Below are 26648 nucleotides of genomic sequence, written 5' to 3'. Positions count from 1 at the left end.
CGGGGGCCGCGAGCAGCCTGTCCCTGCGTCGCTGCGTCAACCGACAGCGGCCCCCGCCTTCGCGGGGGCGACGGTCTTGTTGCAACCCAATGTCCCCATCCCTAAATCCCCCCTATGACGACCCCGCCGATCACCGAACTGACCACGCGCGCGCGCGACGTGTTCCGGCTCGTGGTCGACGCCTATCTCGAAACCGGGCAGCCGGTCGGGTCGCGCACACTGTCAAAACTCGCGAGCCTCAACCTTTCGCCCGCGTCGATCCGCAACGTCATGCAGGATCTGGAGGAATTCGGCCTGCTCGCCAGCCCGCATACCAGCGCCGGGCGGCTGCCGACAGAGCAAGGCCTGCGCCTCTTCGTCGACGGCATGATGCAGGTCGCCGAACCGTCGGCCGAGGACCGCGCGCAGATCGAAGCGTCACTTGCCGACGCTGGCCCGATCGAGAGCGCGCTCGCGCAGGCGACCTCGGCGCTGTCGGGTCTCTCGGCGTGCGCGGGGCTGGTGCTGGTGCCGAAGCACGAGCGCGTGCTGAAACAACTCGCCTTCGTGCCGTTATCGGCGAACCAGTCGCTCGTCGTGCTGGTGGCGGGCGACGGCGCGGTCGAGAATCGCGTCATCGATATTCCGCCCGGGCTCAATCCGTCGTCGCTAGTCGAGGCGGGCAATTATATCTCGTCGATGCTCAGCGGGCTGACGCTGACCGAAGCGATGGCACGGGTACGCCGCGAGATCGAGGCCGAACGCATCGCGATCGACCGCGCGGCGCAGGATCTCGTGAGCCGCGGCCTCGCGATCTGGTCGTCGGACGGCGCCGACCGCCCGGTGCTGATCGTGCGCGGACAGGCGAACCTGCTCGACGAGAATGCGGTCGGCGACCTCGACCGCGTGCGCCAGCTGCTCGACGAGCTCGAAACCAAACAGGACATTGCGCAGCTGCTCGACAGCGCGCGCGAGGGCAGCGCAACCCGGATTTTCATCGGATCGGAAAATAAATTATTCTCGCTTTCGGGCTCTTCCGTGATAGCGGCGCCCTATCGCGGATCGGACGGGCGCGTGGTCGGCGTGGTCGGGGTGATTGGCCCCACCCGCTTGAACTATGCCCGCATCGTACCCATGGTGGATTTCACCGCACAATCGCTCTCCAGACTGATACGATAGGTTTATGACGACACAAGAAAACGACACGCCGGTCGACGACGGCGCGAACACCGAAGCCGAAGCTGCCGAAGCGGCGGCGCCCGCCGAAGATACCAATGACGAGGCGGCGCAGCTCGCCGAACAGCTCGCCGCGCTGCAGCAGGACCTGCTCTATGCGCGCGCCGAGACGCAGAATGTCACGCGCCGCAAGGACAAGGAAATCGCCGACGCGCACGCCTATGCCGCGACGAAATTCGCGCGCGACATCTTGTCGGTTGCCGACAACCTCGGCCGTGCGCTGGCGGCGCTGACCGACGAACAGCGCGCCAACGAGGGCATCAAGCCGCTGATCACCGGGCTTGAAGCCACCGAGCGCGAATTGCTCGGCGTCTTCGAACGCCACGGCATCACGCGCATCGCGGCAATCGGCCTGCCGCTCGACCCGAACCAGCATCAGGCGATGCTCGAAATCCCCAGCGACAAGGCGCCGGGGACGATCGTGCAGGAAATGCAGGCAGGTTATATGCTGAAGGATCGGCTGCTGCGCCCTGCAATGGTGGGGGTTGCGAAGGCGGGGTGACCGTCAACTCCCTCTCCCCTTGCGGGAGAGGGATGCGAAGCCTTGGCAACTTGTTGCCTAGGCGACGCTGGGTGAGGGGTTGCGCCCTATCGATGGCGCGCAACCCCCTTACCCGCTGCAACTAGCGAACAAGTTCGCAAGTTTCGCTGCCCTCTCCCTAAATGGGAGAGGGTCTGGAGAATCACGCCGCCTTGCGCAGCTTCGCGAGCTTCTTCAGCACCATCTCGCGCTTCAACCGCGACAGATGGTCGATGAAGAGAATGCCTTCCAGATGGTCATGCTCGTGCTGGATGCACGTCGCCATCAGGCCGGTCATCCGTTCCTGATGATGCTTGCCGTCTTCGTCCTGCCAATCGACCGTGACCTCGGCGGGGCGCGTCACATCGGCATATTGTTCGGGGACCGACAGGCAGCCTTCCTGATAAACGCTGTGCTCCTCGCTCTCGTCGGAAAAGACGGGATTGATGAAGACGCGCGGGCTCCGGATCACCTTCTTGCCCTCGGGGTCTTCGGGATCGGCTTCCTGCAGGTCGATGACCAGAATGCGCTTCGGCACCCCGACCTGGATCGCGGCGAGCCCGATGCCGGGCGCGTCATACATCGTCTCGAACATGTCGGCGACAAGCTGCTTCAGCTCGGCGTCGAAGGTCTCGACGGGCTTCGAAATGACGCGCAGCCGGGGGTCCGGGGTCTCGATGATAGGGAGTAAGGCCATGGCGTGCAGGTATGGTTGGAGGGGCGCGGGGTCAAGGGGGCAGTCGGTAAGCTTGACTTCAACCTCTCATCAGTAAATCTCCGCTGCATGACCGACGATGATATTCCTAGGTGGACGCTGTCCGAGCATCTCAAAGCCGGCGAGGCTGCTTTGGCCGAAATCCAATCTGACGTGGAAAGAGCAGCGAGCGCACAGCCGATTTGCCATCATTTCGATGAGTGCGAACCGACCGACATCTTACACGTCGACCGAGATGAAATTTACGCGACTGTTTCAGATCACTTTTCCACTCTTGGCGTCGACTTTGCTGCCGATCGCCTTGAGGCGTGGGAGACATCCTCACCAAATTTTCAGTGGCTGAATCATCGCGTCCCGTCGCTATTTGAAGCGGCGAACGAAGCCGGGCTCATTTATTGCGGTTGGACTTGGGAACCCAAAGACCGCCAGCCGATCAGCGCATCGACCGTGAACGTCATCAACAATTTATCGAATTAGCCCACCGGCCTCCTTGCCCGCAGCGCCTGCGCCAACGTCCCTTCGTCGAGATAGTCAAGCTCACCGCCCACCGGCAAACCATGCGCCAGCTGCGTGAGCCGCACCGGATAACCCTCCAGCCGCTCGGCGAGATAATGCGCGGTCGTTTGCCCCTCCAGCGTGGCGTTCATCGCCAGCACCACCTCGTGAATCCCGCCCGCGGCGACGCGCGCGACGAGGGCGTCGATGCTGAGATCCTGCGGTCGCACGCCCTCCAGCGCCGACAGCCGCCCGCCGAGGACATGATATTTGCCGGGGAACAGCCGCGACTTGTCGAGCGCCCAGAGGTCGGAAACTTCCTCGACGACGCACAGGCTGCGCGCATCGCGGCGCGGGTCCGCGCAGATTGCGCAGGGGTCGCTCGTGTCGACATTGCCGCAGGTGCCGCAGGTGACGAGCCGCTCGGACACTGTCTGGAGCGCCGCGAGCAGCGGTGCGAACGCGCTCTCGCGCTTTTTCATCAGGTGCAGCACCGCGCGCCGCGCCGACCGCGGGCCAAGGCCGGGGAGCCGGGCGAGTTGCTGGACGAGCGCTTCGATTTCGGTGGAGGCCATGACGGGGGTGGTAGTGGGCGACAAGGACGCGCGCAATATCCCCAATCCCCTCTCCCCTTGAGGGAGAGGGTTGCGCAGCCTTGGCAGCTCGCTGCCTAGGCGAAGCTGGGTGAGGGGTTCATCCCTATCGATGGCACAGACTCCCTCACCCGCTGCGACTAGGCCAGCAAGCTGGCAAGTCTCGCTGCCCTCTCCCTAAATGGGAGAGGGTTGAACTCTGCGCCCGCCTCCGCCAAAGCCCGCACCCATGCGTATCGCCTTCATGGGAACGCCGCCCTTTGCGGTACCGACGCTCGCCGCGCTCCACGCGGCGGGGCATGATATTGCGGCCGTCTATAGCCAGCCGCCGCGCCCGGCGCAGCGCGGCAAGAAGTTGCAGAAAAGCCCGGTACAGGTCTGGGCCGAAGAACATGGCCTGCCCGTCCGCACACCGCGCAGCCTGAAAAGCGAAGAAGCACAGGCCGAATTCGCCGCGCTCGACCTCGATGTCGCAGTGGTCGCGGCCTACGGCCTGATCCTGCCGCAGGCGGTGCTCGATGCCCCGCGCGAGGGCTGCCTCAACGTCCATGGCTCGATCCTGCCGCGCTGGCGCGGCGCGGCCCCGGTGCAGCGCGCGATCCTGGCGGGCGATGCCGAAACGGGCGTGACGATCATGCAGATGGACGCCGGGCTCGACACCGGCGCGATGCGGCTGGTCGAGGCAACCCCGATCGGGCGCAAGACCGCGGGCGTGCTGACCCACGAGCTTGCCGAAATGGGCGCGCTGATGATGGTCAAGGTGCTGAGCGACCTCCACGCCTTCATGCCCGAACCCCAGCCGGGCGACGGCGTCACCTATGCCGCCAAGATCGACAAGAGCGAGGCGCGGCTCGATTTCCTGCCCAGCGCGGTGCAGGTCGAACGGCAGATTCGCGCGTTCAACCCGATGCCCGGCGCCTTTTTCGAGCTGGAGGGCGAGCGGTACAAGATATTGGCGGCCGAAATCGTCCACCCGGCGGAGACGATCGCGGGCGCAGCGCCCGGCGTCACGCTCGACGATGCGCTCACTATCGCCTGCAACCCCGGCGCGATCCGCGCCACGCGCGTCCAGCGCGCTGGCAAGCCCGCGATGGAGGCGGGCGAATTGCTGCGCGGACGGGCGATCCCGGCAGGTACGCGCTTGGCATGACACGCCGACTCCTCCCTCGTCACCCCGGACTTGATCCGGGGTCCACTCCAGCGCTGACGACATGGCCCCCGGATCAAGTCCGGGGTGACGATTATGGGAAAGAAGGGCCCGTATGACCCGCTTCGCCCTCACCATCGAATATGACGGCCGCCCCTTTATGGGCTGGCAGCGGCAGGCGCATGGCCCCAGTGTGCAGCAGGCGATCGAGGAGGCGATCCACCGCTTCACCGCAGAGGACGTACAGGTGCTGAGCGCGGGGCGCACCGACGCCGGGGTACATGCCATCGCGATGCGCGCGCATGTCGACATCGAAAAGCCGCTGACCCCGTTCAAGCTGACCGAGGCCTTGAACGCGCAGCTGCGCCCGGCGCCGATCGCGATCGTCGGATGCGAGATCGTCGCCGACGACTGGCACGCGCGCTTCGCCTGCACCGGGCGCGCTTACGAATATCGTATCGTCAACCGCCGCGCGCCGCTGACGTGGGACAAGGGGCTGGCGTGGCAGGTCGCGCGCCCGCTCGACAGCGATGCAATGCACGCCGCGGCGCAGCAGCTCATTGGCCTTCATGATTTCACGACCTTCCGCTCGGCGCATTGCCAGTCGCAAAGTCCGGTGAAGACGCTCGACAGGCTATCGGTCAGCCGCCACGGCGAAGAGATTATCGTCGAAGCCGCGGCGCGCAGCTTTCTGCACCATCAGGTGCGCTCGATGGTCGGCTGCCTCGCGCTGGTCGGCTATGGCAAATGGTCGGCGGGTGACCTCAAAGCGGCGCTCGATGCGGCGGATCGTAACGCGTTGGGCCTCAACGCGCCGCCCGACGGGCTGTATTTTGTGGGTGCGAGCTATCCTTAGCTCGTCATTGCGAGCGAAGCGAAGCAATCCAGGGCGGTTTACGCCTACTCTGGATTGCCGCGTCGCTTCGCTCCTCGCAATGACGACATAAAAAAGGGCGGCCCTCGCGGACCGCCCTCTTATCTATCGCTGTGCGAGGCGCTTACACCTTTTCGGCGTAATACAGCGGTGCATGTTCATTCAAAATCTGCAGGATCTTCGCCTGCGCGGTCTTTTCGTCGCTTTCTTCCATCGCGCCAAGTTCGCGCGCGAGGCGGCTCGACGCCGCTTCGAAGATCTGGCGCTCCGAATAGCTCTGCTCGGGCTGGTCGTCGGCGCGGAACAGGTCGCGGGTCACTTCGGCGATCGACACCAAGTCGCCCGAATTGATCTTCGCTTCATATTCCTGCGCCCGGCGCGACCACATGGTGCGCTTTACCTTCGGCTTGGTGGTCAGGACCTGCAGCGCTTCCTTCAGCGTCTTGTCCGACGACAGTTTGCGCATGCCCACGCCTTCGGCCTTGTTCGTCGGCACGCGAAGCGTCATTTTTTCCTTTTCAAAGCGCAGGACATAAAGTTCGAGCTGCATGCCGGCGATTTCCGACCGCTGCAATTCAATGACGCGCCCCACGCCATGCTTGGGATAAACAACATAATCGCCGACTTCGAACAAGAGCGTGCTCACGGACATGCAAATTCCTTTTGTTGTGCCTTGACCCCGATCTGAAACTGCGACAACAGCGGCGCTTCCCGCCCTCTAGCCAAGGGGGACCTACGATCGCTCGGCGCTAGCCAGTCAGAGTGACAAGGGATATGGCTCCATCGGAACGCCGAAAAGCGCCCCAGCCCAGCGACGGGAAGAGGCAGAATGTCGGCGCGTTGATATTTATTATAACAGATTCGCAACAAAATTGCCACCCCCGCCCGGGATTGCGCCTGGGCGACGCCTTGACGGCTGCACGAACGCGTTTCAGGTTGAAACGAAAGCCAAGAATGGGAGCGGGTATGAAAGATCAGATCTGGTGGATTACGGGCGCCTCGTCGGGAATCGGTGCGGCGCTGGCCCGCGCGCTGGCGGCACGCGGTGCAAAGCTGATCCTGTCGGGGCGCAATCTCGCCGCGCTGGAGGCGGTCGCCGCGGCTTGCGCGACCGAGACGCTGGTGCTGCCATTCGAGGCGACCGACTATGCTGCCCTTCCCGCCATCGCGGAGAAAGCCTGGAACTGGCAGGGCCGCATCGACGGGCTGGTCAACAACGCCGGCATCTCGCAGCGCAGCCTGGCGATCGACACCGACTTTGCCGTCTATCAACAGATTGTCGCGGTCGACCTGCTCGCCCCGATTGCGCTGACCCAGCAACTGCTGCGGCGCATGGTTGAGGCGGGCGGCGGCCAGATCGTCGCGATCTCCAGCGTCGCGGGCATCGCCGGGGTGCCGCTGCGCAGCGCCTATTGCGCCGCCAAGCACGGCCTGATCGGCTATCACGACAGCGTCCGCGCCGAGAATGAGCATCTGGGATTGAAGGTGCTGGTCGTCGCGCCGGGCTCGGTGCAGACCAACGTCAGCCGCAACGCGCTCAACGCCGACGGCAGCGTCCGCGGGGAGAGCGACGCCGCGATCGACAATGGCCTGTCGCCCGACTTCGCCGCCGCGCAGATATTGGCGGCGGTCGATGCCGGCACGCGCGAACTGGTGGTCGCCGCGGGCGCCGAGGCCGCGATTGCGGACCTGCGCCGCAGCGACCCCGACGCGCTGTTCGACCGCATGAGCGCCATGGTGCAGGCGGGCTATGCGCAGCAGATGAAGGCCGCGAAGTCGGCCTAGCTGGCGGGTGACGGGCGGTGGTTGCCGTAACGACGAGCCAGCCCCTCTCCTTCAGGGGAGGGGCAACGAAGACTTGGCAGCTTGCTGCCTAGTCGTAGTGGGGTGGGGGCCAGCGGCCTTGCGCAAGGCCGCTGGCCCCCACCCGCTGCGACTAACGAACAAGTTCGTAAGTCTCGCTGCCCTCCCCTGAAGGGGAGGGCGTGTCTTTGCCGATATGTCTGCTCCCCACCCCAAACCAGCCCTGGATCGCTCCGACATCATCTCGCTTTGCCCGGATGCCTGCTTTGCATATCGCTCCACCCTCCGGTGCTCCATCGCCCTCGCCCCTTCCCTCTTGCGCTCGCGCGTCAAATGGGTCACATCTTTACGTGAACGTAAAGGTAAAGTGCCTGCGAGAGGATCCTTCCCCATGACCGACATCCCCACCTTTGACACGATCAAGCTGGACAGCGCCGACAATGTCGCGACGATCACGCTCAATCGCCCCGACCGGCTCAATTCAATGCCGCCCGCGATGGCCGACGATATTCGCGAAGCGCTGGATCATCTGCCGGGTCTCGGCACGCGCGCGCTGCTGATCACCGGCGAGGGACGCGGTTTCTGTTCGGGCGCCGACCTGGCGGGCGATCGCTCGGCGGGCGGCGCGGTCAGCGGCGGCGCGCGGAGCCGCAACGCCCTGCGCGGGCATTACAATCCGATGCTGCTCGCGCTCGCCAACCTCGACATTCCCGTGGTCGTCGCGGTCAACGGCCCCGCGGCCGGGGTCGGGTGCAGTTTTGCGCTGTCGGGCGATTTCACCATCGCGGGCAAAAGCGCCTATTTCCTCCAGGCCTTCGTCAACATCGGCCTCGTCCCCGACGGCGGATCGTCGTGGCTGCTGCCGCGGCTGGTCGGCGTACCGCGCGCGTTGCAGATGATGATGCTCGGCGAAAAAATCTCCGCCGACCAGGCCGCCGATTGGGGCATGATCTACAAGAGCGTCGAGGATGCCGAGCTGATGACCGAAGCGAAGGCGCTCGCGACGCGGCTCGCAAACGGACCGACGATCGCATTGGGAACAATGCGCAAGGTGCTGCGCGACGGGCTGACGCAGGATTTCGCAACGACGCTCGACGCCGAAGCCAAAGGCCAGTTCATCGCGGGCGGCACCGCCGATGCGATGGAAGGGATCATGGCGTTCCAGCAGAAGCGCAAGACCGAGTTCAAGGGGAGGTAACAGCACGTCGCCCCCTGCGAAGGCGGGGGCGACGTCAATCTACTCCGCCGCTTCCTCGACCATCACCTTCTTGTAGATGCTGTTCTTCGGATAGCTGCAAATGCGCATCACCATCGGTTCGAAGAACTCCAGCGGCTCGCTGTCATAATCGGGGTCGAACGCCGGGGCGTCATATTTTTCGCAGAATTCTGCGCACGCCGCATAATGGGGGTGATCCTTGAACTGGTCGCGCATGTCGCGGTCAAGGCCGATATAATGGAAGAAATAATGGCCCTGGAAAATGCCGTGATGCTGGACGATCCACAGATTTTCTTCTGACAGAAAGGGTTTGAGGATCGCCGCCGCGACGTCGGGGTGGTTGAACGCGCCGAGCGTGTCGCCGATGTCGTGGAGCAGCGCCATCACCACATATTCCTCGTCGCGGCCATCCCTGTGCGCTCTGGTCGCGGTCTGCAGGCAATGTTCGAGCCGGTCGACGGGGAAACCGCCATAATCGCCGCCCAGCAGTTTCAGATGGTCGAGGATGCGCTTGCCGTTCTGCGGCGCGAATTCCTTTTGCTCGCGCGCGATAATGTCCCAGTCGTCCTGCGTCCCGTCGATCATCGACCGGAAAGTCGCATGGTCGTGCGTCATCTCGTTCATGGCAGCCTCTCCTCTTTGGCGGCCAATCTACGACATTCGTTTCAGTTTGCAACGCTCCACACGCGACCCGATCATTCTTCGGGCGCGTAGGTGACCCCATATTTGAGCGCTTCGTCGAGCGTCAGGCAGCGGCGGGTCGACTTATTCTCCTCGGTCGCCACGGCTTGCTGGCGATACATGACCTCGGTCAGCAATTTTCGCGAGATGCCCATGCGGATCAGGAAATCATTGTCCTCGCTGGCCAGCAGCGCCGAATCCTGTTCGATGTCGCCGATCAGTTCACGCGTCGCGTCGGTCCCCAACGCAACGCTCATGTCGATCGCCGATCGGTCGCCGGTCCGCGTGAACATGTGAACGATAAACAGCCCGCCGGGATCGATGACGCGCGGCGCGCCGCCCATGAACACGAAATTGCAGGCGCTGAAACAGGCCCAGCCCGCCGGGATGCGCGTCGTGACCCCGAGGTTGGAGCGAATGATCCGGCCCGCCGCATTGCCGGCGCGGGCATCGCCGCCGGGCGAGCGCAGCCAGATTTCGCTGACATCGGGATTGGCCTTCAACGCGGCGGTCAGCCGGTCGGGAAGTCCGGCATCGATCCGCCCCTCGGCCAGCATGACTTTCATCCCGCCGCGCTTTTCGACGGTCAGCTTCATCGTCGGATGGGCCGACCAGTTGGGATTGAGCGGACAGGTCGGGTTGACCGGATCGACCGCCGAAGCGGCGCTCAGGCTGCCGAACGCCAGCAGCGCAATGCCGCAGCGCGCTGCCCTACGCCGCCAGGACATAACGCGACTCGCCCGGTCCCTTGCACATGCGCTTCGTCACGCGCGTCTCTTCGCCTTCGACGATGATGAAGTCGTTGACGTTCATGCACTTGCGCCCGCCGCCCTCTTCATTGATCGACGCCACCGTCGACGAGCCACTGACTTCGGGGCGGGTTGCGCTGGTCCAATTGGCGGTTGCCCCCACCTCTTCGCTGCGCGTCGCTTCTTCGGTCGCGACCGCCGCCTGCGCCTGCTCACCGGGGTCGAGGCGGCACGCGATGGCGTCGGTCAGCGTCCCGCTGACCTCAGAAATCGGCACATAGCTGTACACGCCAGCCTTGCTCGCCGCATCGCCGACCGCGTCGTTCAGCACATTGCCCAGGATGTTGCGGCCGATGCTGTTGCCCTTCTTGCCCTTGGGACAGCCGCCATTGTCATCGCTGCTCGGCTTGGGCGCCGGTGTCGTCACCTTGCGCAGCAGCCCGCCAAATTGTGCCTGCGCGGGGGTAACGGCGAGCATACAAGCCGCCAGCATCGCCGGAGCACCCCAGAATTTACGCATCATCCGCTACACCCCAATCGTCGCCACCATCAGCGTCCTGGCCGCGCTTATAGCCCGCGTTCATGCCACCCGCTGTGATTTTCATCAACTCCGGGCGAAATGTCATCCCGACAGGTTGAATTAAGCCTGAATATGTCACAGTAAGCCCGCCATGCTTTCGCAAAAGACCCGCTACACGATCCGTGCGTTCCAGCATCTTGCCGATCATTGGGGCAAGGGGCAGGTCCAGCTCGCGGATATTGCGGAGGCACAGAATATCCCGCCCAAATTTCTGACCGTGATCCTGTCCGAAATGGCGCGCGAAGGGCTGCTGATTTCACAGCGCGGGCGCGACGGCGGTTACCAGCTCGCGATCTCGCCAATCGACATCAGCTATGGCGACCTGGTCCGCCTGACCCGCGGTTCGCTGGCGCTCGTGCCCTGCGCGGCGCGCAACGCGCACGAGCATTGCAAGAATTGCCTGCCCGAATCCGAATGCCGGTTGCGCAGCCTGATGCTGAAAGTCCGCGACGACACCGCGTCGATTCTCGACCGCATCACGCTGGCCGATCCGATCGCGCTGGAACCGCTGTTTGATGAGGTTGCGGGGTAAGGGCGCCACGGTCGTTAGCGACCGACCAGCCGTCGCCCCCGCGAAGGCGGGGGCCGCCGTCGGTTTACGCAGCGGCGAAGGAACAGGCGGCTAGCGGCCCCCGCCTTCGCGGGGGCGACGCTGTATCAACGCCAGTTCCCCACCCTCAAACCCAGCATCGACGACGCCAACTTGAACCCGACATGTCCAACAAAAAAGGCCCGCTTTCGCGGGCCATTTTTTGAAGAAGTGGTGGAGCCTAGCGGGATCGAACCGCTGACCTCCTGCATGCCATGCAGGCGCTCTCCCAGCTGAGCTAAGGCCCCACATCTTCATTCGACCACCCTCGCCATCAAGGCTGCTGCGATCGGGTTGCCGCCTTTAACAGTGCGGGCGGCTGATGCAAGGGGCCAAATGCATCTCGCGATGCCTTTTTTGGCCCCCTGAAACCAAAGGCGAAATAAATCAGGTTTCGACGTCGTCGTCATCCGCCGTCGCGACGCCCAGATCGTCGTCACCGCCGAGGTCGACGTCATTGTCGGGCGAATCATTGTCCTCGTCGACATCGACGTCCAGATCCAGATCCCCGTCGACCGCGACATCTTCCTTGACGGTCTTGCCGGGCTTTTCAGCCTCGAACGGGGTCGACTGCTTTGATTTCAGCACCGATTCCGGAATCCAGTTATACCCGCAATTGATGCAGCTGACCGGATCATCCTTGGTCAAATCATAGAATCGGGTGGCGCATTTCGGGCAGCTGCGCTTCGTGCCCCATTCAGCCTTGATCATATAAGCCTCGTAACCTTCTGGAAACAGGATAAAAATATCGGAAAGCAACGGCGCCTGAATAGCTATCCGTCAAATCGGCGTGCGCCTTGCCAGATTGTTAGGGCGCTGTCAAAAGCCGCTCGCCATGACCGATCAACCTGCCAGCCCGCGCAGCTTTGCCGCATCCGTTCCGCTCAAAGGTAGGATCGCGATCCCCGGCGACAAGAGCATTTCGCATCGCGCGCTGATGCTCTCGGCGCTGGCGGTCGGAACAAGCCGCGTCACCGGCCTGCTCGAAGGGCATGACGTGCTGGCCACTGCCGCGGCGATGCGCGCGATGGGCGCCAGCATCGAACGCCGCCCCGATGGCGAATGGCGAATCGACGGCGTCGGCGTGGGCGGGCTGCTCCAACCGCGCGAAGCGCTCGACATGGGCAACAGCGGCACCTCGACGCGGCTCCTGATGGGGCTCGTCGCCAGCCACCCGATCACCGCCACCTTTGTGGGCGACGCCAGCCTGTCGGGCCGCCCGATGGGCCGCGTCATCGCCCCCTTGTCGCAGATGGGCGCCGACATCACCGCCTCGCCGGGGGGGCGCCTGCCGTTGATGGTGCGCGGTCTCGCTCCGGCCATTCCGATGTCCTACCGCCTTCCCGTCGCGTCGGCGCAGGTCAAAAGCGCAGTCCTGCTCGCGGGCCTCAACACCGGAGGGGTCACCGAAGTCATCGAACCGGTGCCGACGCGCGACCATAGCGAGCGAATGCTGCGCGGGTTCGGCGCCAATCTCAGCGTTGAAATCGATCCGACCGGCACGCGCCATATCTGCATCATGGGCGAGGCCGAGCTGAAACCGCAGACGATCGTCGTTCCCGGCGACCCGTCGTCGGCGGCATTCTTCATCGTCGCAGCGCTGATCGTCCCCGGATCCGACGTCAGCATCACCAATGTCGGGCTGAACCCGACGCGCGCCGGGCTGATCGAGGTGCTGCGCCAGATGGGCGGCGACATCGAACTGATCGATCCGCGCGAAGTCGGCGGCGAGCCCGTTGCCGACCTGCGCGTCCGTCACAGCGCGCTCACCGGCATCGACGTCGATCCTGAGCTCGCGCCGAGCATGATCGACGAATTCCCGATCCTGTTCGTGGCCGCGGCGCTGGCGCAGGGCCGCACGACGACCAGAGGGCTCGACGAATTGCGCGTCAAGGAAAGCGATCGGTTGGCGGTGATGGCGACCGGCCTGAAAGCCATTGGCGCGCGCGTGACGGAAAGCGAGGACGGGTTGGTCATCGACGGCAGCGGGGGCGATCCGCTGCCCGGCGGTGCCACCATCGCCGGTCATCTCGACCACCGCATCTGCATGAGCTTTGCCGTCGCGGGACTTGTCACCAGGTCACCGGTGACGATTGACGACATGGCGCCGGTCGCGACAAGCTTTCCCAATTTCGAGACGCTGTTGGGAGAATTGCAGGCATGATCATACGTCGCAACGCGATCGCATGGCCCCTCGCCGCCGCCGCGATGTTGGCCGCGAGCCCGCAGGCGCAGGCAAGGGCCACGATCGCCGATCCCTTGACCCGCGCCGACGCCAGCTTTTCGGCGCACGCGCTGAACCGCGCGGTCGATCCGAAAAAGATCGGGCGACTGGTCAACGAAAAGGATTGCACCGAAACCGCGATCGATTGCGAATGGCAGGACGGCGCCGGCGTCCGCCACATCATTTTCGGCGAGGTGGTCGCGATCAAAATTATCAATGCGACCGAAGTCGGCAACCGCGACATTTCGGCGCTGAATATCGGCACCGCCCGCACGCGGCCCGAGGTCATGGCGCGCGTTCGCGCCTTTTTGCCTGAAATCGCGATCGACTGCCTCGAACCCGGTCAGGCGGGCGAAGGCGAAGGCATCGCGTCGTGCGGCGGCTCGTTCGAACCCGATGGCTGGATCAAATTGCTGTTCGGCCCCGATAACCGGCTGACCTTTGTGCGTATCGACGCATTTCAGGGTAACTGATGATCGTCGCCGTCGACGGCCCCACCGCGTCGGGCAAGGGCACGATCGCGCGCGCGCTCGCCGATCATTTCGGATTGCCGGTGCTCGACACCGGGCTGCTCTATCGCGCCGTCGGCTATCAGACGCAGCTCGACCATGGCGATGCCGACAATGCCGCTGACGCGCTGGCAGCTTGCGATTTTCCCGACAGCCTGCTCGACGATCCGGCGCTCCGCTATGAAACCACCGGCGGGCTCGCCAGCCGGGTATCGGTGCATCCACAAGTGCGCGCAGCACTGTTTCAGCGTCAGGTCGATTTTGCCAACCAACCCGGCGGCGCGATCCTTGACGGGCGCGACATCGGCACCGTCATCGCGCCGCATGCCGATGCCAAGCTGTTCGTCACCGCCAGCCCGGACGTGCGCGCGCGGCGCCGCCATGCAGAGATGCTGTCGCGCGGGGTCGACGTCACCTTTGACGCGGTGCTTGCCGATGTTCACGCCCGTGATGCGCGCGACACCGGGCGCGCCGACGCGCCTTTGCTGCGCGCGCCCGACGCGATGCTGCTCGACAACAGCGACATGCCGCGCGAAGCCGCCATTGCCGCAGCCATCGCCTTTGTCGAAGCGCGCGCGCGCGGCGCCGCCTGAACCCGGCTTTCAACCTTGCGTTTGCGGGGTTTGGGGGCTATAGGCGCGCGGTCCGACGGGCCATAGCGCCGGTCGAGGCATGGACAACCGCCGCCCGAAACCGGGCGTCGGGCGCGACGGGCCTGTCCCGCCGCGCCCCTTTTGCTTTGCCCCTGCCCCGTCCGCTGTGGTCCGAAGGATGTTCTGCATCGCATCCGGCGCGCAGGACATATCGGCCACAAGACCAGCGGAACCAACCGCTTGGCCGGAACAATGAAGTAAGGAACCTGTTTTTATGGCCACTACGGCTTTCCCGACGCGCGACGATTTCGCCGCGATGCTCAATGAATCGCTTGGTGGTGCTGATGGCGGCTTTGAAGGCCGCGTCGTCAAGGGCACCGTCACCGCGATCGAAAACGACCTGGCAGTCATCGACATCGGTTTGAAGAGCGAAGGCCGCGTGCCGCTGCGCGAATTCGCCATGCCGGGCCAGAAGGCCGACATCAACGTCGGCGACGAAGTCGAAGTCTATGTCGACCGCGTCGAAAACGCCAATGGCGAAACCATGCTGTCGCGCGACCGCGCTCGCCGCGAAGCCGCGTGGGACCGCCTGGAAGAAGAATTCAACAAGGAAGCCCGCGTCGAAGGCGTCATCTTTGGCCGCGTCAAGGGCGGCTTCACCGTCGACCTCGGCGGCGCCGTGGCGTTCCTGCCCGGCAGCCAGGTCGACATCCGCCCCGTGCGCGACGTTGGCCCGCTGATGGACCTGCCGCAGCCGTTCCAGATCCTCAAGATGGATCGCCGCCGCGGCAATATCGTCGTGTCGCGCCGCGCCATCCTGGAAGAAACGCGCGCCGAACAGCGTTCGGGTCTGATCCTGAACCTTGAAGAAGGCCAGATCATCGAAGGCGCGGTCAAGAACATCACCGATTATGGTGCGTTCGTCGACCTCGGCGGCATCGACGGCCTGCTCCATGTCACCGACATGAGCTACAAGCGCGTCAACCACCCGAGCGAAGTCATCAACATCGGTGACACCGTCAAGGTGCAGATCATCCGCATCAACCGCGACACCCAGCGCATCAGCCTGGGCATGAAGCAGCTCGAAAGCGATCCGTGGGAAGGCGTCGCCGCCAAGTACCCCGTCGGCGCGAAGCTGTCGGGTACCGTCACGAACATCACCGATTACGGCGCGTTCGTCGAACTCGAAGCTGGCATCGAAGGCCTGGTCCACGTCAGCGAAATGTCGTGGGTCAAGAAGAACGTCCACCCCGGCAAGATCGTTTCGACGAGCCAGGAAGTCGACGTCATCGTCCTCGAAGTCGACAGCGACAAGCGCCGCATCTCGCTGGGCCTGAAGCAGGCTCAGTCGAACCCCTGGGGCGCATTCGCCGACACCCACCCGGTCGGGTCGGTCGTCGAAGGCGAAGTCAAGAATGCGACCGAATTCGGCCTGTTCGTCGGTCTGCCGGGCGACGTCGACGGCATGGTTCACATGTCGGACATCGCATGGGGCATCTCGGGCGAAGAAGCGCTGCACCTCCACCGCAAGGGCGAGCAGGTTCAGGTCGTCGTTCTGGACGTCGACGTCGAGAAGGAACGCATCAGCCTGGGCATCAAGCAGCTTGAAAAGGGCGCCCCGGCCGTTGGCGGCGGCGCTGCGGCGGCTGGTTCGGTGAAGAAGAACGACATCGTCACCGTCACCGTCCTCGAAGTTCGCGACAATGGCCTGGAAGTTCAGGCCGGCGACGATGGCGCCACCGGCTTCATCAAGCGCGCCGACCTTGGCCGCGACCGCGACGAACAGCGCGCCGAGCGTTATCAGGTCGGCCAGAAGTTCGACGCGATGGTCATCGGCTTCGACCGTTCGAAAAAGCCGAACTTCTCGGTCAAGGCGATGCAGATCGCCGAAGAGAAGCAGGCGGTCGAACAATATGGTTCGTCGGACTCGGGCGCCTCGCTCGGCGACATCCTTGGCGAAGCATTGAAAGCCGGCAAGAAAGATTAATTTCAAACTTGCATAGCGAAACGAACAAAAAGGTCCGCAGAGTGTCCCTCTGCGGGCCTTTTTCTTTTGGTGATATATTTTGACCAAACAGTGATTCGTGATACCTTCGGCGCGCGTTGGGAGGGGTCTCACGCAAGGAATGGACCGGCAACGACCGGACGCCCGCTTTGGCGGGAAACGCGTGACTTATATAATAGGGGAAGCAGATGATCCGGTCAGAACTGGTTCAGAAGATCGCGAGCGAAAACAGCGATTTGCGCGTCGAAGAAGTCGAACGCATCGTCGATACTTTTTTTGATTCCATTGTCGAGCAGCTAGCGGCGGGGGGCCGCGTCGAGCTGCGCGGCTTTGGTGCCTTTTCGACCCGTGCACGCGAATCGCGCACCGGCCGCAATCCGCGCACCGGCGCGTCGGTCGATGTGAAGGCGAAAAACGTCCCTTATTTCAAACCCGGCAAGGAAATGCGCGAGCGCCTGAACGACTGACCTCGTCGATCGAAGCGGCACCGAACCCGAATACAGACGTTAAGTTTGGGCCGGTTTCCGGCCGAAACCAGCCGCGAAATCGGCACAGCATGCACTGGCAGCGCGGCGCGCTTCGGGCTGCCCGCGTCTGCGTCCGGCGGTTGCTGGCATGACCGCGGGGCCGCTGAAGATTGTTCACCAGCGGCCCCGTTCGATATAATGCAGGCGAGGGTCAGGGCGCCTTTGCGCCCCCGGTGCGGAGCCGGGCCAGTCCCTCGACCGCATACCGGTTCTTGGGATCCACCTCGAGCGACTTTTCGAACATCGCAATCGCGCGGGCCTTGTCGCCTTCGGCATCGGCAACATCGGCAAGCCCGTCATAGCTGTATGCCGATTTGGGATATTGCTGCAGATTATATTCGAAAACCGCCTTCGCCTCGGCCAATCGCCGGACTTCGAACAGGTCATAGCCCATCGTCACGAGCGTTTCGTCACCGAAGTCATAGGCCGTCGGCGCCGTCCGCTTCAGCTCGGCATGGCGTGCCAGAGCCGCCGCCACGCCGCGATCGCGCATGACATTCCACAGCAGGTCGCCCAATCGTTCGACCGGCATTTTATACGGCGCGCCCAAAGCGATTGCTGCGAGGTCGCTGCTCACCCGCCCGGCGTTGGCGCGGTCGCTGTTGCTCAGCACCACTACGGTCAACCGGTCGTCGGGAAAGCGCGCGATATTGGTCGAAAACCCGTTGTCGCTGCCCGAATGAAACTGGATCGGCCGACCATGCCGCTGGCCGATGAACCAGCCATAGCCATAATCCCCCTTGCCCGCGGTAAACATTGCGTCGCGCGACGCGCGCGAGATCAGGCGGTCGTCGGTCAGCGCCTTGTCCCACCGCAGCATATCACCCACCGTCGCATAGACACCGCTGGAGCCAAGGTCGACGGTCGGGCTAACCAGCCGCGCGCTGATAAAATCGGTTCCGACCGAATAATATCCCGTCACCCGGCCGGGGACGAGCGCGCGCGTGTCACCCCTGTAGGTGCGCGTCATCCCGGCGGGTTTGAACAGCTTTTCGTCGAGATATTGATAATATCCCTGCCCCGAGACGCGTTCGATGACCACCCCGAGCAGCGTGTATCCCGAATTGGAATAGTCGAACTTTTCACCCGGCGCGAAGTCCAGCGGCAAGTCGCGAAACAGCGCGACCAGCTCGGGACGGGTGTAGCTGAGCATCGCCAGTTTCTCGTCCCACCCGGGCAGGCTCGTAAGATTGGGAATGCCCGATGTGTGGGTCAGCAGATGGTGCAGCGTGATCTCCTGCCAGCTTTGCGGACAGGTTTCGAGGTACCAGCAGATCGGATCGCTGACCTTCAGCTTCCCCTGCTCCTGCAATTGCAGGATCGCGGCCGCGGTGAACTGCTTCACCACCGATCCCAGCAAATAGCTATTGTCGGCCGTGTTCGGCGCCCCCAATTCATAATTCGCCATGCCATAGCTTTTGACGAAGATGGGCTCGCCATCGCGCGCGACCAGCGCGGTGCCACTGAACATATCGTTCCGCACCTGCACTTGCATATAGGCATCCATCGCCTGCAATTTCGCGCTGTCGACATCGGCGTGCGGCGGCGGGGCCGGTACGAGAGTGGGCGCCGCGCTGGTGTGCGCCGCCACGGGCGCGGCGATCGACATTAACGCTGCGCACGACAGTAGCACATGCTGGAACCGGGTCATCTTCACGCTAGCCACTCGATCAATCTCCACGCCGGAATATTGCCACATGAATTTATCTTCATATAAAGATTAATTGCAGCGAATGACCTCGGACAAAGCACCGGTACATATGACGACACCGCCCGATCTGATCGACAATCTGGTCGCCGACTGGCGGCGCGAGCGGCCCGCGTCGGACGCCGAGGCGATGCAGGTCGTCGGCCGGATCATACGGCTCGGCCGCGGCTATGAACAGGCGGCTTCGCAGTTATTGCGCGCGCACGGCATGAGCTATTCCGACTTCGACGTGCTCGCGACGCTGCGGCGCGCGGGGCCGCCCTATGAAAGCGTCCCATCCCGGCTTCAGCACAATGTGCTGCTGACGTCGGGCGCGATGACCGCGTGTCTGCGGCGGCTGGAGGGCGCCGGACTGATCGAGCGGGGCACCAGCCCACAGGATCGGCGCAAGCTGTCCGCCCGATTGACGCCCAAGGGCTTTGCGATGGTCGAAGAGTTGATCGACGCCCGCTTCGCCTTGGCGCGGCAGTCGCTCGCCGGGTTGGGCGCCGATCAGATCGTCGCGGTCGAAGCGGCGCTGCGCCGCCTCAGTCGCTGATCGACGGTCAGTTCTTGAGCCGGTACCCGGTACGGAACATCCAGAATATGACGCCCAGGCACAGCGCGAAGAACAAGGCGACCGCCGCCATGCTCACCTCGATGCCGACGTCGCCCTTGCCGAAGAAGGTCCAGCGGAACCCGCTGATCAGATAGACGACCGGGTTGAACAGCGTCACCGCGCGCCACGCGGCGGGCAGCATGTCGAGCGAGTAGAAGGCGCCGCCCAGGAAGGTGAGCGGATAGATCACCAGCATCGGGATAACCTGCAACTGTTCAAAGCTCTGCGCCCAGATGCCGATGATGAAGCCGAACAGGCAGAATGTCACCGCCATCAGCAGCATGAAACCGACCATCAACAGCGGATGCGCGACCTGGACATCGACGAACAGATGCGCGGTCGCAAAGATGATCGATCCGATGATCACCGACTTGGTCGCCGCCGCCCCGACATAGGCAAGGACCGTTTCCAGCGGCGACAGCGGCGCCGACAGCATCTCGTAGATCGTCCCCGTCCACTTCGGCATATAGATGCCGAACGACGCGTTGCTGATGCTTTCGGTGAACATCGTCAGCATCATCAGGCCGGGAACGATGAAGGCGCCATAAGGCACGCCGCCGACTTCGCTCATCCGGCCGCCAATCGCCGATCCGAACACCACGAAATAGAGCGCGGTGGTGATCACCGGCAGCGCCAGACTGGTCCAGACCGTCCGCCCGAAGCGCGCCAGCTCGAACGCATAAATCGCGCGCACCCCGCGCCAGTTCGCGGTCATGCGGCCTCTCCCTTGGTTTCATGCACCAGCCCGACGAAAATATCCTCGAGCGAGCTTTGTTTCGTATGCAGATCCTTGAACGCGATCCCGATGTCGGTCATCCGCCGCAGCAGCGACGGCACCCCCGTCGCCTCTGCCTGGCTGTCGAATTCATAGACGAGTTCGTGGCCGTCACCGGCAAGTGCCAGTTTCCAGTCCGCCAGTTCCGCGGGCACCGCCGCGATCGGTTCGGCAAGGTTCAGGGTCAGCGTCTTGCGCCCCAATTTCTTGATCAACGCGTGCTTTTCTTCGACCAGGATCAACCGGCCCTTGCTGATCACCCCGACCCGATCGGCCATTTCCTCGGCCTCTTCGATATAATGGGTGGTCAGGATGATCGTCACCCCGCGCTCGCGCAGCCCGTGGACCATCTGCCACATGTCGCGGCGGAGCTCGACATCGACCCCTGCGGTCGGTTCGTCGAGGAACAGGATTTCGGGCTCGTGGCTCAGCGCCTTGGCAATCATCACCCGGCGCTTCATGCCGCCCGACAATTCCATGATCTTGGACCCGCGCTTGTCCCACAGCGACAGGTCGCGCAGCAATTGTTCGATGAACGCGGGATCGCGCGGTTTGCCGAACAAGCCGCGCGAGAAGCTGACCGTCGCCAGCACCGTTTCAAACGCGTCGGTGTGCAATTCCTGCGGCACCAGTCCGATCATCGTCCGCGCCGCGCGATAATCGCGCGCATGGTCATGCCCCGCGACGGTCACCCTCCCCGCGCTGGCGGTCACGATGCCGCAAACGATGCTGATCAGCGTCGTCTTGCCCGCGCCGTTCGGCCCGAGCAGCGCGAAAATCTCGCCCTTGTTGATCGAAAGATCGACATCGCTGAGCGCGACATGGCCGCTTTTATAGGTTTTCCCGAGGCCGGAAATTTCAAGAACTGCTGTCATGTTCGCGGTCTAGCCGAGCAGCATCGCCGGGTGAAGCGGCAAACATTGCTTGACCTCAATCGACCCATCGGCTTGACCGGCACCGCCCCGTGCGGACGTGGCGAAATCGGTAGACGCAGCAGACTTAAAATCTGCCATCCTCTGGATATGCGGGTTCAAGTCCCGCCGTCCGCACCAGCAATCCAGTCCCGTCAGCGGCGGATAAGCGCCTTCACTTTGGCGCGCAGTCCCAGATGGTCGAGCACCGCCTTGCCACGCGCCGCCGCGCTGTCGATCCCCTGCATCGCCGCCAGCGTCAGGCGATTGCGCAGCGTCGGGCGGAGTATGAGTATGTCGGCGCAGGCGATGGTCGCGCGGCCGAACTGCGCCTTGTGCGCGCCATCGCCTTCGGTGAAATCGAAGGCGCTAAAGCGGTTTTCGCCGTACAGCGCGCGCATCGCTTCGACGTGCAGGACCGTGCCGGGCGAAAGATCGGCGCAGTCGGGATCATAGCCAAGATAGGCATAGATCAGCACGTCGCGCTCGACCGGCAGATACAGATAGGCGATCGCCCGCCCACCCGCGAACAACAGAAAGGCGCGGATCCTGTCGTCCGCGGCGGCGGCAACCGCCTGCGCAACGTCCGCCGCGTCGCAAGGGAGCCCGGCCTGCATCAATCGGGCCTGATAGGTGCGGCGCGACAGATCGCCCGCGATTGCCATGAATTCGGCCACCTCCGCCGCAGTGCGATAGGAGCGGACGGTGAAACCACCGTCGAACTGGTCGCCCAGCCGCCGCGCCTTGCGCGACAGCGTCGAACGGGTCTTTGACGAAAACCCCTGCCACCAATCGTCGAAACTGCCGCCCTGCATCGCAATATAGTGGCGCGGATAACGCTGGCGGACGGCGAACAGCCAGCCGCCGAGTTGAGCGCGGAGCGCGGGCAGATGCTGCGCCGGCAGCGACCGCAGCAGCCAGCCGTCGCGCCCTGCTGGCGGCAGCACGGCCGCGCGCCCTGCCAGGGCGGCGTCCAGCCCGTGCGGAACCACGCTCAATTGCCGCCGGACATGCCCAATCGCGCGCCCGGCCACCTCGACGCGCAGCGCCACCGATTGCCCCGGTAGTTGGTCGCCCTGCCCGTTCATTCTCTCACCATTTGCGACGATAGCCCTATTCCGGTTTCGCAGCCTTTGGTTATGATTGGCTTACGCAGACGAAAAGGACCAGACCAGGAATGACGGCGGCAGGCAGATATCGGCGCACCACCATGCTGATGGCGGCGGCGGCAGGCCTTGCGCTGACCGTGTCGAGCTGCGGCCTGTTCGGTGAGGCGGGCCCGGTGCGGATCGCCGCGATGGGATCGATCAACCCTGCCGCCAGCCCGCTGAACGGCGAATTGTCCGCGACCAACGCCGCGCTGCTCGACGCGACCTCGCAGGGGCTGGTCAGCTATGATGGCGAGGGCCAGATCGATACCGGACTGGCCGATCGCTGGACGGTGACCACCGATGGGCGAAGCTATATCTTTCGGCTGCGCGAGGCGAAGTGGACCAATGGCCGCAAGGTGACGGCACAGGATGTCGCGGCGATCCTGCGCACCTATCTGGCCCCGGCGAGCCGCCACATGCTGAAAAGCGACTTTCCGGAAATCGAGACGATTCGGGCGATGACCGACACCGTGATCGAAATCCGGCTGTCGGTGCCGCAGCCCGCGATCCTCGAGCTGCTGGCGCAACCGTCGATGGCGATCGTCAACAAGGGCATGGGATGGGGTCCGATGCGCGCGCGCAGCATCGGCCGCGCCATCCTGCTGTCGCCGGTGCCCGATCCGCTCGCGGAAGACCCCGCCGCCGCCGAAGCCGCCGCCAATGATCCCGCCGCGTCGATCGAGCTTGTCGGCACCTCGCCCGCCAAGGCGTTGGCGCGGTTCAAGAACGGCTATGCCGACGGGGTGGTCGGTGGCCGATTTTCGACCCTTCCCTATTTCGCCGCGTCGAACATCGCGCGATCGCGGCTGGTCGTCGACCCCGCGCCCGGCCTGTTCGGCCTGTCGTTTGTCCGCGCCGAAGGGTTTCTGGCGACCGACACCAATCGCGACGCGTTGACGCGCGCGATCCGGCGCGAGCGGCTGGTCGAAGCGTTCGGGCTTGAAGAATGGCAAGCGCAGCTGACCTTGCGCCCCGTGGTCCATGTTCGCAGTGGCGGCCCTGCGCCGTTGCAGCCGGCATGGGCCGACTACGACGATGCGTCGCGGCAGGCGCAGGCAAAACGCGCCGTTGACGCGTGGCGCGCGGCGGGCCGCGAGATCGAGCCGATCCGCATCGCCATCCCCGATTCGCCGGGCGGACGCATCCTGTTCGCTTATATCGCCGCCGATTTCACCGCGATCGGCGTCCCCAGCCGCCGGGTGGCGATGGCATCGACGGCCGACCTGCGCCTGATCGACGAGGTGGCGCCCAATGACGATCCGCTGTGGGCGCTGCGCCGCCTGTCGTGCCGGCGCGACACGTTGTGCAATCGCGAGGCACAGGATCTGATCGAACAGGCGATGCGCAACATCGACGTCGGCCAGCGGTCGACCCAGGTGACCGAGGCCGAGGTCGTGCTGGCGCGCTATACCCCCTTCATCCCCCTCGCCACCCCGCTCCGCTGGTCGGTCGCCGCGCAGCGTCTGACCGGCTTGCGCCCGAACCCGCGTGCGCAGCACCCATTGAATCATGTGATCGCCGCTCCCAACTAAAATGACGGCGCCAATCGTGGCGCTTTATGAAAGCACGCCCATGGCCCCTTCGCCGCCCAATCCCGACGCCATTTTCGACGCGCTAATCCCGAACCGCACCGACCCTGCCGCGCTGCGCAAGCGCGTCGAGACGCTGGAAGTCCTGCTCGAACGCAGCTTCGTCATTCCCGGCATCAATCGCCAGGTCGGCCTCGACGCCGTCGTCGGCCTAGTACCGGTGGTCGGCGACGTCATCGCCGGACTGATGGGCGCCTATCTGATCTGGGAAGCGCGCAATCTGGGCATGCCGAAATGGAAGCTGTGGCGCATGGCGGGGAACGTCGGCGTCGATACGGCGCTAGGCGCAATCCCGCTGGTGGGCGACGCGTTCGACCTGTTCTTTCGTTCGAACAGCCGCAATCTCAAGATCATCAAGCGCCACCTCGACAAACATCACCCCGGGACGATGATCATCGACCAGTAATTTTATCGTCATTGCGAGGAGCCGAAGGCGACGCGGCAATCCAAAGGGTGCGTAAACCGCCCTGGATTGCGTCGCTTCGCTCGCAATGACGAAGCGCAGTGTAGAGCCTTCCCCTTGGGTGTCTGATGATGCTAGCACAGCGTCACCATACCCCAGGGGAGATATATTGATGATCCGCGCCAGCCTTGCCGCGCTTGCCCTCAGCTGTTCGTTCGGGGCGGTCGCCGCCGCGCAGGAATCCGATCCCTATCTGTGGCTGGAAGACATCGAAGGCGAAAAGGCGCTCGGCTGGGTCAAACAGGAAAATGCCGCCACCGACGCGCTGGTCGTCAATCGCCCGGGTTTCGAAGCCGATCGCAAGCGCGCCCGCGACATTCTGGACGATGATCGCCAGATCGCGATGCCCGGCGGCGTGATGGGCGACATGATCGTCAATTTCTGGCGCGACGCCGCCAACCCGCGCGGGCTGTGGCGGCAAAGCCCGCTCGATGCCTGGCTGGCTGGCAAGCCCGAGTGGACGACGCTGATCGACGTCGACGCACTGGGCAAAGCCGAAAAGCAAAGCTGGGTGTGGCACGGCGCCGAGTGCCTGGCGCCCACCTATACCCGCTGCCTCGTTTCGCTGAGCCCCGGCGGCACCGACGCCGACGTCGTGCGCGAATGGGACCGGACGACCAAAAGCTTTGTCGAGGGCGGCTTCACCGTGCCGCAAGCGAAAAGCAGCGTGACGTGGGAGGATGCCGACACGCTGCTGGTGGCGACCGATTATGGCGCGGGCAGCATGACCGCGTCGGGCTATCCCCGCATCGTCAAGCGCTGGAAACGCGGGACACCGCTGGCCGCCGCCGAAACGGTGGCAGAGGGTGAAACCGAAGACGTCGGGATGAACGTCTTTGCGCTGACCGATGGCGACAAGCGCTGGCCGATGATCAGCCGCGGCAAGACATTCTACACCGCCGACATCAAGCTGCGCAGCGGCGACGCGTCGCGCTACATCTCCACCATCGTCCCCGACACCGCGAGCATCCGCGACGTGATTGGCGGACAGCTCATCATCTTCCTCAACCAGCCATGGTCGGGCATCCCCGCGGGATCGCTCGTCTCGCTGTCGCTCGCCGACATGGCCGCCGACCGGCAGGTGCCGATCGTCACGGCGATGACGCCGACCAGCGCGCAGGCAATCGAGGAGGTGTCGGCGACCGACAATATCCTGTGGGTCAAGGCGCTCGACGACGTCGAAGGCAAATTGTTCGCGCTGCGCCGCAACCCCGCAACCGGCCAATGGAGCCAGAAGGAGGTGCCGCTGGCCGCCAACGCCACCGTCGGGATCGCCGGGACGGTCGGCAAACGCGACCTTGTGCTCGCTACCGCCGAAACGATGCTGACCCCGCCAACCCTCTACGCAGTGGCCGAAGACAAGGCGCCGCAAGCGGTACAGAGCCTGCCCGCGACCTTCGACGCCGCGGACATGACCGTCGAGAAACGCTTTGCGACGTCGAAAGACGGCACGAAAATCCCCTATTTCCTCGCCCGCAAAAAGGGCGCGACCGGTCCCGTCCCGGCGCTGGTCCATGCCTATGGCGGTTTCCGCGCCGCGCAAACGCCGGGCTATTTGACCGGCCAGCCCTATCGCGCCGGTCCGCTCGGCCTGTACTGGGTCGAGGGCGGCAATGCCTATGTCCTCGCCAACATCCGCGGCGGGGGCGAATATGGTCCGGCCTGGCATCAGTCGGCGCTGCGCGAAAAGCGCCAGAACAGCTTCGACGACCTGCACGCCGTGGCCGAGGATCTGGTCGCCGCCGGGATCAGCGCGAAAGGCAAGATCGCGATTTCGGGTCGCTCGAACGGCGGCGTCCTGGTCGGCGCCGCGATGACGCAGCGCCCCGACCTCTATGGCGCGGTCATCTCCGGATCGCCGATCAAGGATATGTGGCGCTATGACAAGATGCTCGCGGGCGCATCATGGGTCGCCGAATATGGCGATCCCGACGTTCCCGAAGATTGGGCCTTCCTGTCGAAATATTCGCCCTATCAGGCGCTGCGCAAGGGCGTGAAATATCCGCCGATCTTCCTCTACCTGTCGACCAAGGACGACCGCGTTCATCCGGGCCACGCCCGTAAATATGCGGCGCGACTGAAGGAACTCGGCAACAGCGTCTATTACCACGAATATATCGAGGGCGGCCACTCGGTCGGCGCCGACCACGCCGAAGACGCAGTCCGCGCCGCGATGCTCCACGCCTTTCTGCTGCGCGAGCTGGCGGAGAAGAAATAGCGCGATCACCCCGGAGCCTCTCGGGCTCCGGGCCATTTCTGGCATCGATCGAAGAGGGTGGTGGACAGGGCTGGATTCGAACCAGCGTACGGAAACCCGGGCAGATTTACAGTCTGCTGCCTTTAACCACTCGGCCACCTGTCCATGGGGTCCGCTTTGGGAAGCGGTCCAATGGCGAAACGATGCTTGCCTGTCAATGG

28 protein-coding genes and 3 tRNA genes are annotated in these 26648 nt (G+C 64.2%); 18 read left to right on the top strand and 13 right to left on the bottom strand.

Features of this window, described 5'->3' with window-relative positions:
• Window positions 1-114 precede the first annotated feature (114 nt).
• Both hrcA and grpE read left to right on the top strand, forming a co-directional pair.
• Entirely contained in the window at window positions 115-1158 is a 1044-nt protein-coding gene (hrcA, locus tag G9408_RS02520; protein ID WP_168452552.1) for a heat-inducible transcriptional repressor HrcA, read from the top strand.
• A 4-nt stretch (window positions 1159-1162) separates the two neighbouring features.
• Window positions 1163-1717, top strand: a complete 555-nt coding sequence (grpE, locus tag G9408_RS02515) for a nucleotide exchange factor GrpE (RefSeq protein WP_168452551.1) — start codon at window positions 1163-1165, stop codon at window positions 1715-1717.
• A 181-nt stretch (window positions 1718-1898) separates the two neighbouring features.
• On the opposite strand, the gene def is transcribed toward grpE, so the two are convergent.
• The gene (def, locus tag G9408_RS02510; protein WP_168452550.1) at window positions 1899-2432 is read right to left on the bottom strand and encodes a peptide deformylase; all 534 of its coding nucleotides are present in this window, start codon (window positions 2430-2432) and stop codon (window positions 1899-1901) included.
• An 87-nt stretch (window positions 2433-2519) separates the two neighbouring features.
• Between def and G9408_RS02505 the strand changes: the two genes are divergently transcribed.
• Window positions 2520-2927, top strand: coding sequence for a hypothetical protein (locus tag G9408_RS02505; protein WP_168452549.1), 408 nt, complete (start codon window positions 2520-2522; stop codon window positions 2925-2927).
• Here the strand turns inward: G9408_RS02505 and recR are convergent.
• The gene (gene recR / locus G9408_RS02500) at window positions 2924-3520 is read right to left on the bottom strand and encodes a recombination mediator RecR (protein WP_168452548.1); all 597 of its coding nucleotides are present in this window, start codon (window positions 3518-3520) and stop codon (window positions 2924-2926) included. The genes G9408_RS02505 and recR overlap by 4 nt on opposite strands.
• A 247-nt stretch (window positions 3521-3767) precedes the next feature.
• Here recR and fmt point away from each other — a divergent pair, with 247 nt between their 5' ends.
• Entirely contained in the window at window positions 3768-4688 is a 921-nt protein-coding gene (fmt, locus tag G9408_RS02495) for a methionyl-tRNA formyltransferase (RefSeq protein WP_168452547.1), read from the top strand.
• Between the two features lie 112 nt (window positions 4689-4800).
• Window positions 4801-5541 carry a tRNA pseudouridine(38-40) synthase TruA gene (truA, locus tag G9408_RS02490; protein WP_168452546.1) on the top strand — a complete coding sequence of 247 codons (741 nt, stop codon included), beginning with the start codon at window positions 4801-4803 and terminating at the stop codon, window positions 5539-5541.
• Window positions 5542-5683: 142 nt separating this feature from the next.
• Here truA and G9408_RS02485 read toward each other — a convergent pair whose 3' ends face one another.
• Entirely contained in the window at window positions 5684-6211 is a 528-nt protein-coding gene (locus G9408_RS02485; RefSeq protein ID WP_120215896.1) for a CarD family transcriptional regulator, read from the bottom strand.
• Window positions 6212-6525: 314 nt separating this feature from the next.
• Between G9408_RS02485 and G9408_RS02480 the strand changes: the two genes are divergently transcribed.
• Both G9408_RS02480 and G9408_RS02475 read left to right on the top strand, forming a co-directional pair.
• Entirely contained in the window at window positions 6526-7344 is an 819-nt protein-coding gene (locus tag G9408_RS02480; protein ID WP_168452545.1) for an SDR family NAD(P)-dependent oxidoreductase, read from the top strand.
• A 409-nt stretch (window positions 7345-7753) separates the two neighbouring features.
• Complete coding sequence (locus tag G9408_RS02475) at window positions 7754-8560, top strand: enoyl-CoA hydratase-related protein (protein WP_168452544.1); 807 nt, start codon at window positions 7754-7756, stop codon at window positions 8558-8560.
• Window positions 8561-8599: 39 nt separating this feature from the next.
• On the opposite strand, the gene G9408_RS02470 is transcribed toward G9408_RS02475, so the two are convergent.
• From G9408_RS02470 to G9408_RS02460, 3 genes are all read right to left on the bottom strand, one after another.
• Window positions 8600-9202, bottom strand: coding sequence for an HD domain-containing protein (locus tag G9408_RS02470; protein WP_168452543.1), 603 nt, complete (start codon window positions 9200-9202; stop codon window positions 8600-8602).
• 71 nt (window positions 9203-9273) lie between these two features.
• A complete protein-coding gene (locus G9408_RS02465) occupies window positions 9274-9987 on the bottom strand; it encodes a COG3904 family protein (RefSeq protein WP_168452542.1) in 714 nt (237 codons plus the stop codon).
• Window positions 9971-10531: a hypothetical protein gene (locus tag G9408_RS02460; RefSeq protein WP_235957440.1), complete on the bottom strand. Its 561-nt coding sequence runs from the start codon at window positions 10529-10531 to the stop codon at window positions 9971-9973. Before G9408_RS02460 ends, G9408_RS02465 begins: the two co-directional genes overlap by 17 nt.
• A 148-nt stretch (window positions 10532-10679) precedes the next feature.
• Between G9408_RS02460 and G9408_RS02455 the strand changes: the two genes are divergently transcribed.
• Window positions 10680-11120: an RrF2 family transcriptional regulator gene (locus G9408_RS02455; protein WP_120215892.1), complete on the top strand. Its 441-nt coding sequence runs from the start codon at window positions 10680-10682 to the stop codon at window positions 11118-11120.
• Window positions 11121-11349: 229 nt separating this feature from the next.
• Here the strand turns inward: G9408_RS02455 and G9408_RS02450 are convergent.
• Window positions 11350-11425 (bottom strand) — tRNA-Ala (locus tag G9408_RS02450).
• Window positions 11426-11564: 139 nt separating this feature from the next.
• Window positions 11565-11888, bottom strand: coding sequence for a TIGR02300 family protein (locus G9408_RS02445; RefSeq protein ID WP_168452541.1), 324 nt, complete (start codon window positions 11886-11888; stop codon window positions 11565-11567).
• A gap of 124 nt (window positions 11889-12012) precedes the next feature.
• Between G9408_RS02445 and aroA the strand changes: the two genes are divergently transcribed.
• The 5 genes from aroA (at window position 12013) to G9408_RS02420 (ending at window position 16975) form a co-directional block, all read left to right on the top strand.
• On the top strand, window positions 12013-13341 hold the full coding sequence (gene aroA / locus G9408_RS02440) for a 3-phosphoshikimate 1-carboxyvinyltransferase (RefSeq protein ID WP_168452540.1): 1329 nt from the start codon (window positions 12013-12015) through the stop codon (window positions 13339-13341).
• Window positions 13338-13874 carry a hypothetical protein gene (locus G9408_RS02435; RefSeq protein ID WP_168452539.1) on the top strand — a complete coding sequence of 179 codons (537 nt, stop codon included), beginning with the start codon at window positions 13338-13340 and terminating at the stop codon, window positions 13872-13874. Before aroA ends, G9408_RS02435 begins: the two co-directional genes overlap by 4 nt.
• Entirely contained in the window at window positions 13874-14503 is a 630-nt protein-coding gene (locus tag G9408_RS02430) for a (d)CMP kinase (RefSeq protein ID WP_168452538.1), read from the top strand. The genes G9408_RS02435 and G9408_RS02430 overlap by 1 nt, the downstream gene beginning before the upstream one ends.
• 274 nt (window positions 14504-14777) lie before the next feature.
• On the top strand, window positions 14778-16490 hold the full coding sequence (rpsA, locus tag G9408_RS02425) for a 30S ribosomal protein S1 (protein WP_137871663.1): 1713 nt from the start codon (window positions 14778-14780) through the stop codon (window positions 16488-16490).
• A 206-nt stretch (window positions 16491-16696) separates the two neighbouring features.
• Window positions 16697-16975, top strand: a complete 279-nt coding sequence (locus G9408_RS02420) for an integration host factor subunit beta (protein WP_120215886.1) — start codon at window positions 16697-16699, stop codon at window positions 16973-16975.
• Between the two features lie 211 nt (window positions 16976-17186).
• Here G9408_RS02420 and G9408_RS02415 read toward each other — a convergent pair whose 3' ends face one another.
• Complete coding sequence (locus G9408_RS02415; RefSeq protein ID WP_168452537.1) at window positions 17187-18701, bottom strand: serine hydrolase; 1515 nt, start codon at window positions 18699-18701, stop codon at window positions 17187-17189.
• Between the two features lie 67 nt (window positions 18702-18768).
• On the opposite strand from G9408_RS02415, the gene G9408_RS02410 reads away from it, so the two are divergent.
• Window positions 18769-19281, top strand: coding sequence for a MarR family winged helix-turn-helix transcriptional regulator (locus G9408_RS02410; RefSeq protein ID WP_168452536.1), 513 nt, complete (start codon window positions 18769-18771; stop codon window positions 19279-19281).
• Window positions 19282-19288: 7 nt separating this feature from the next.
• Here the strand turns inward: G9408_RS02410 and G9408_RS02405 are convergent, their stop codons facing one another.
• Together G9408_RS02405 and G9408_RS02400 are read right to left on the bottom strand one after the other, a co-directional pair.
• On the bottom strand, window positions 19289-20056 hold the full coding sequence (locus G9408_RS02405) for an ABC transporter permease (protein WP_137871660.1): 768 nt from the start codon (window positions 20054-20056) through the stop codon (window positions 19289-19291).
• Complete coding sequence (locus G9408_RS02400; RefSeq protein WP_168452535.1) at window positions 20053-20991, bottom strand: ABC transporter ATP-binding protein; 939 nt, start codon at window positions 20989-20991, stop codon at window positions 20053-20055. The genes G9408_RS02405 and G9408_RS02400 overlap by 4 nt, the downstream gene beginning before the upstream one ends.
• 91 nt (window positions 20992-21082) lie before the next feature.
• On the opposite strand from G9408_RS02400, the gene G9408_RS02395 reads away from it, so the two are divergent.
• Window positions 21083-21168: transfer RNA gene (locus tag G9408_RS02395), tRNA-Leu, on the top strand.
• 14 nt (window positions 21169-21182) lie between these two features.
• On the opposite strand, the gene G9408_RS02390 is transcribed toward G9408_RS02395, so the two are convergent.
• The gene (locus G9408_RS02390) at window positions 21183-22115 is read right to left on the bottom strand and encodes a GNAT family N-acetyltransferase (RefSeq protein WP_168452534.1); all 933 of its coding nucleotides are present in this window, start codon (window positions 22113-22115) and stop codon (window positions 21183-21185) included.
• 89 nt (window positions 22116-22204) lie between these two features.
• On the opposite strand from G9408_RS02390, the gene G9408_RS02385 reads away from it, so the two are divergent.
• From G9408_RS02385 to G9408_RS02375, 3 genes are all read left to right on the top strand, one after another.
• Complete coding sequence (locus tag G9408_RS02385) at window positions 22205-23710, top strand: ABC transporter substrate-binding protein (RefSeq protein ID WP_168452533.1); 1506 nt, start codon at window positions 22205-22207, stop codon at window positions 23708-23710.
• Between the two features lie 40 nt (window positions 23711-23750).
• Complete coding sequence (locus G9408_RS02380; RefSeq protein ID WP_120218116.1) at window positions 23751-24173, top strand: DUF4112 domain-containing protein; 423 nt, start codon at window positions 23751-23753, stop codon at window positions 24171-24173.
• 169 nt (window positions 24174-24342) lie between these two features.
• Complete coding sequence (locus G9408_RS02375) at window positions 24343-26448, top strand: prolyl oligopeptidase family serine peptidase (protein ID WP_168452532.1); 2106 nt, start codon at window positions 24343-24345, stop codon at window positions 26446-26448.
• 58 nt (window positions 26449-26506) lie between these two features.
• Here G9408_RS02375 and G9408_RS02370 read toward each other — a convergent pair.
• Window positions 26507-26592: transfer RNA gene (locus tag G9408_RS02370), tRNA-Tyr, on the bottom strand.
• Window positions 26593-26648: the final 56 nt, after the last annotated feature.

The organism is Sphingopyxis microcysteis (assembly GCF_012274265.1).
GTDB lineage: Bacteria > Pseudomonadota > Alphaproteobacteria > Sphingomonadales > Sphingomonadaceae > Sphingopyxis > Sphingopyxis microcysteis.
Note: the sequence above shows the minus strand (reverse complement) of the source record. Positions and strands in the feature narration are given on the sequence as shown.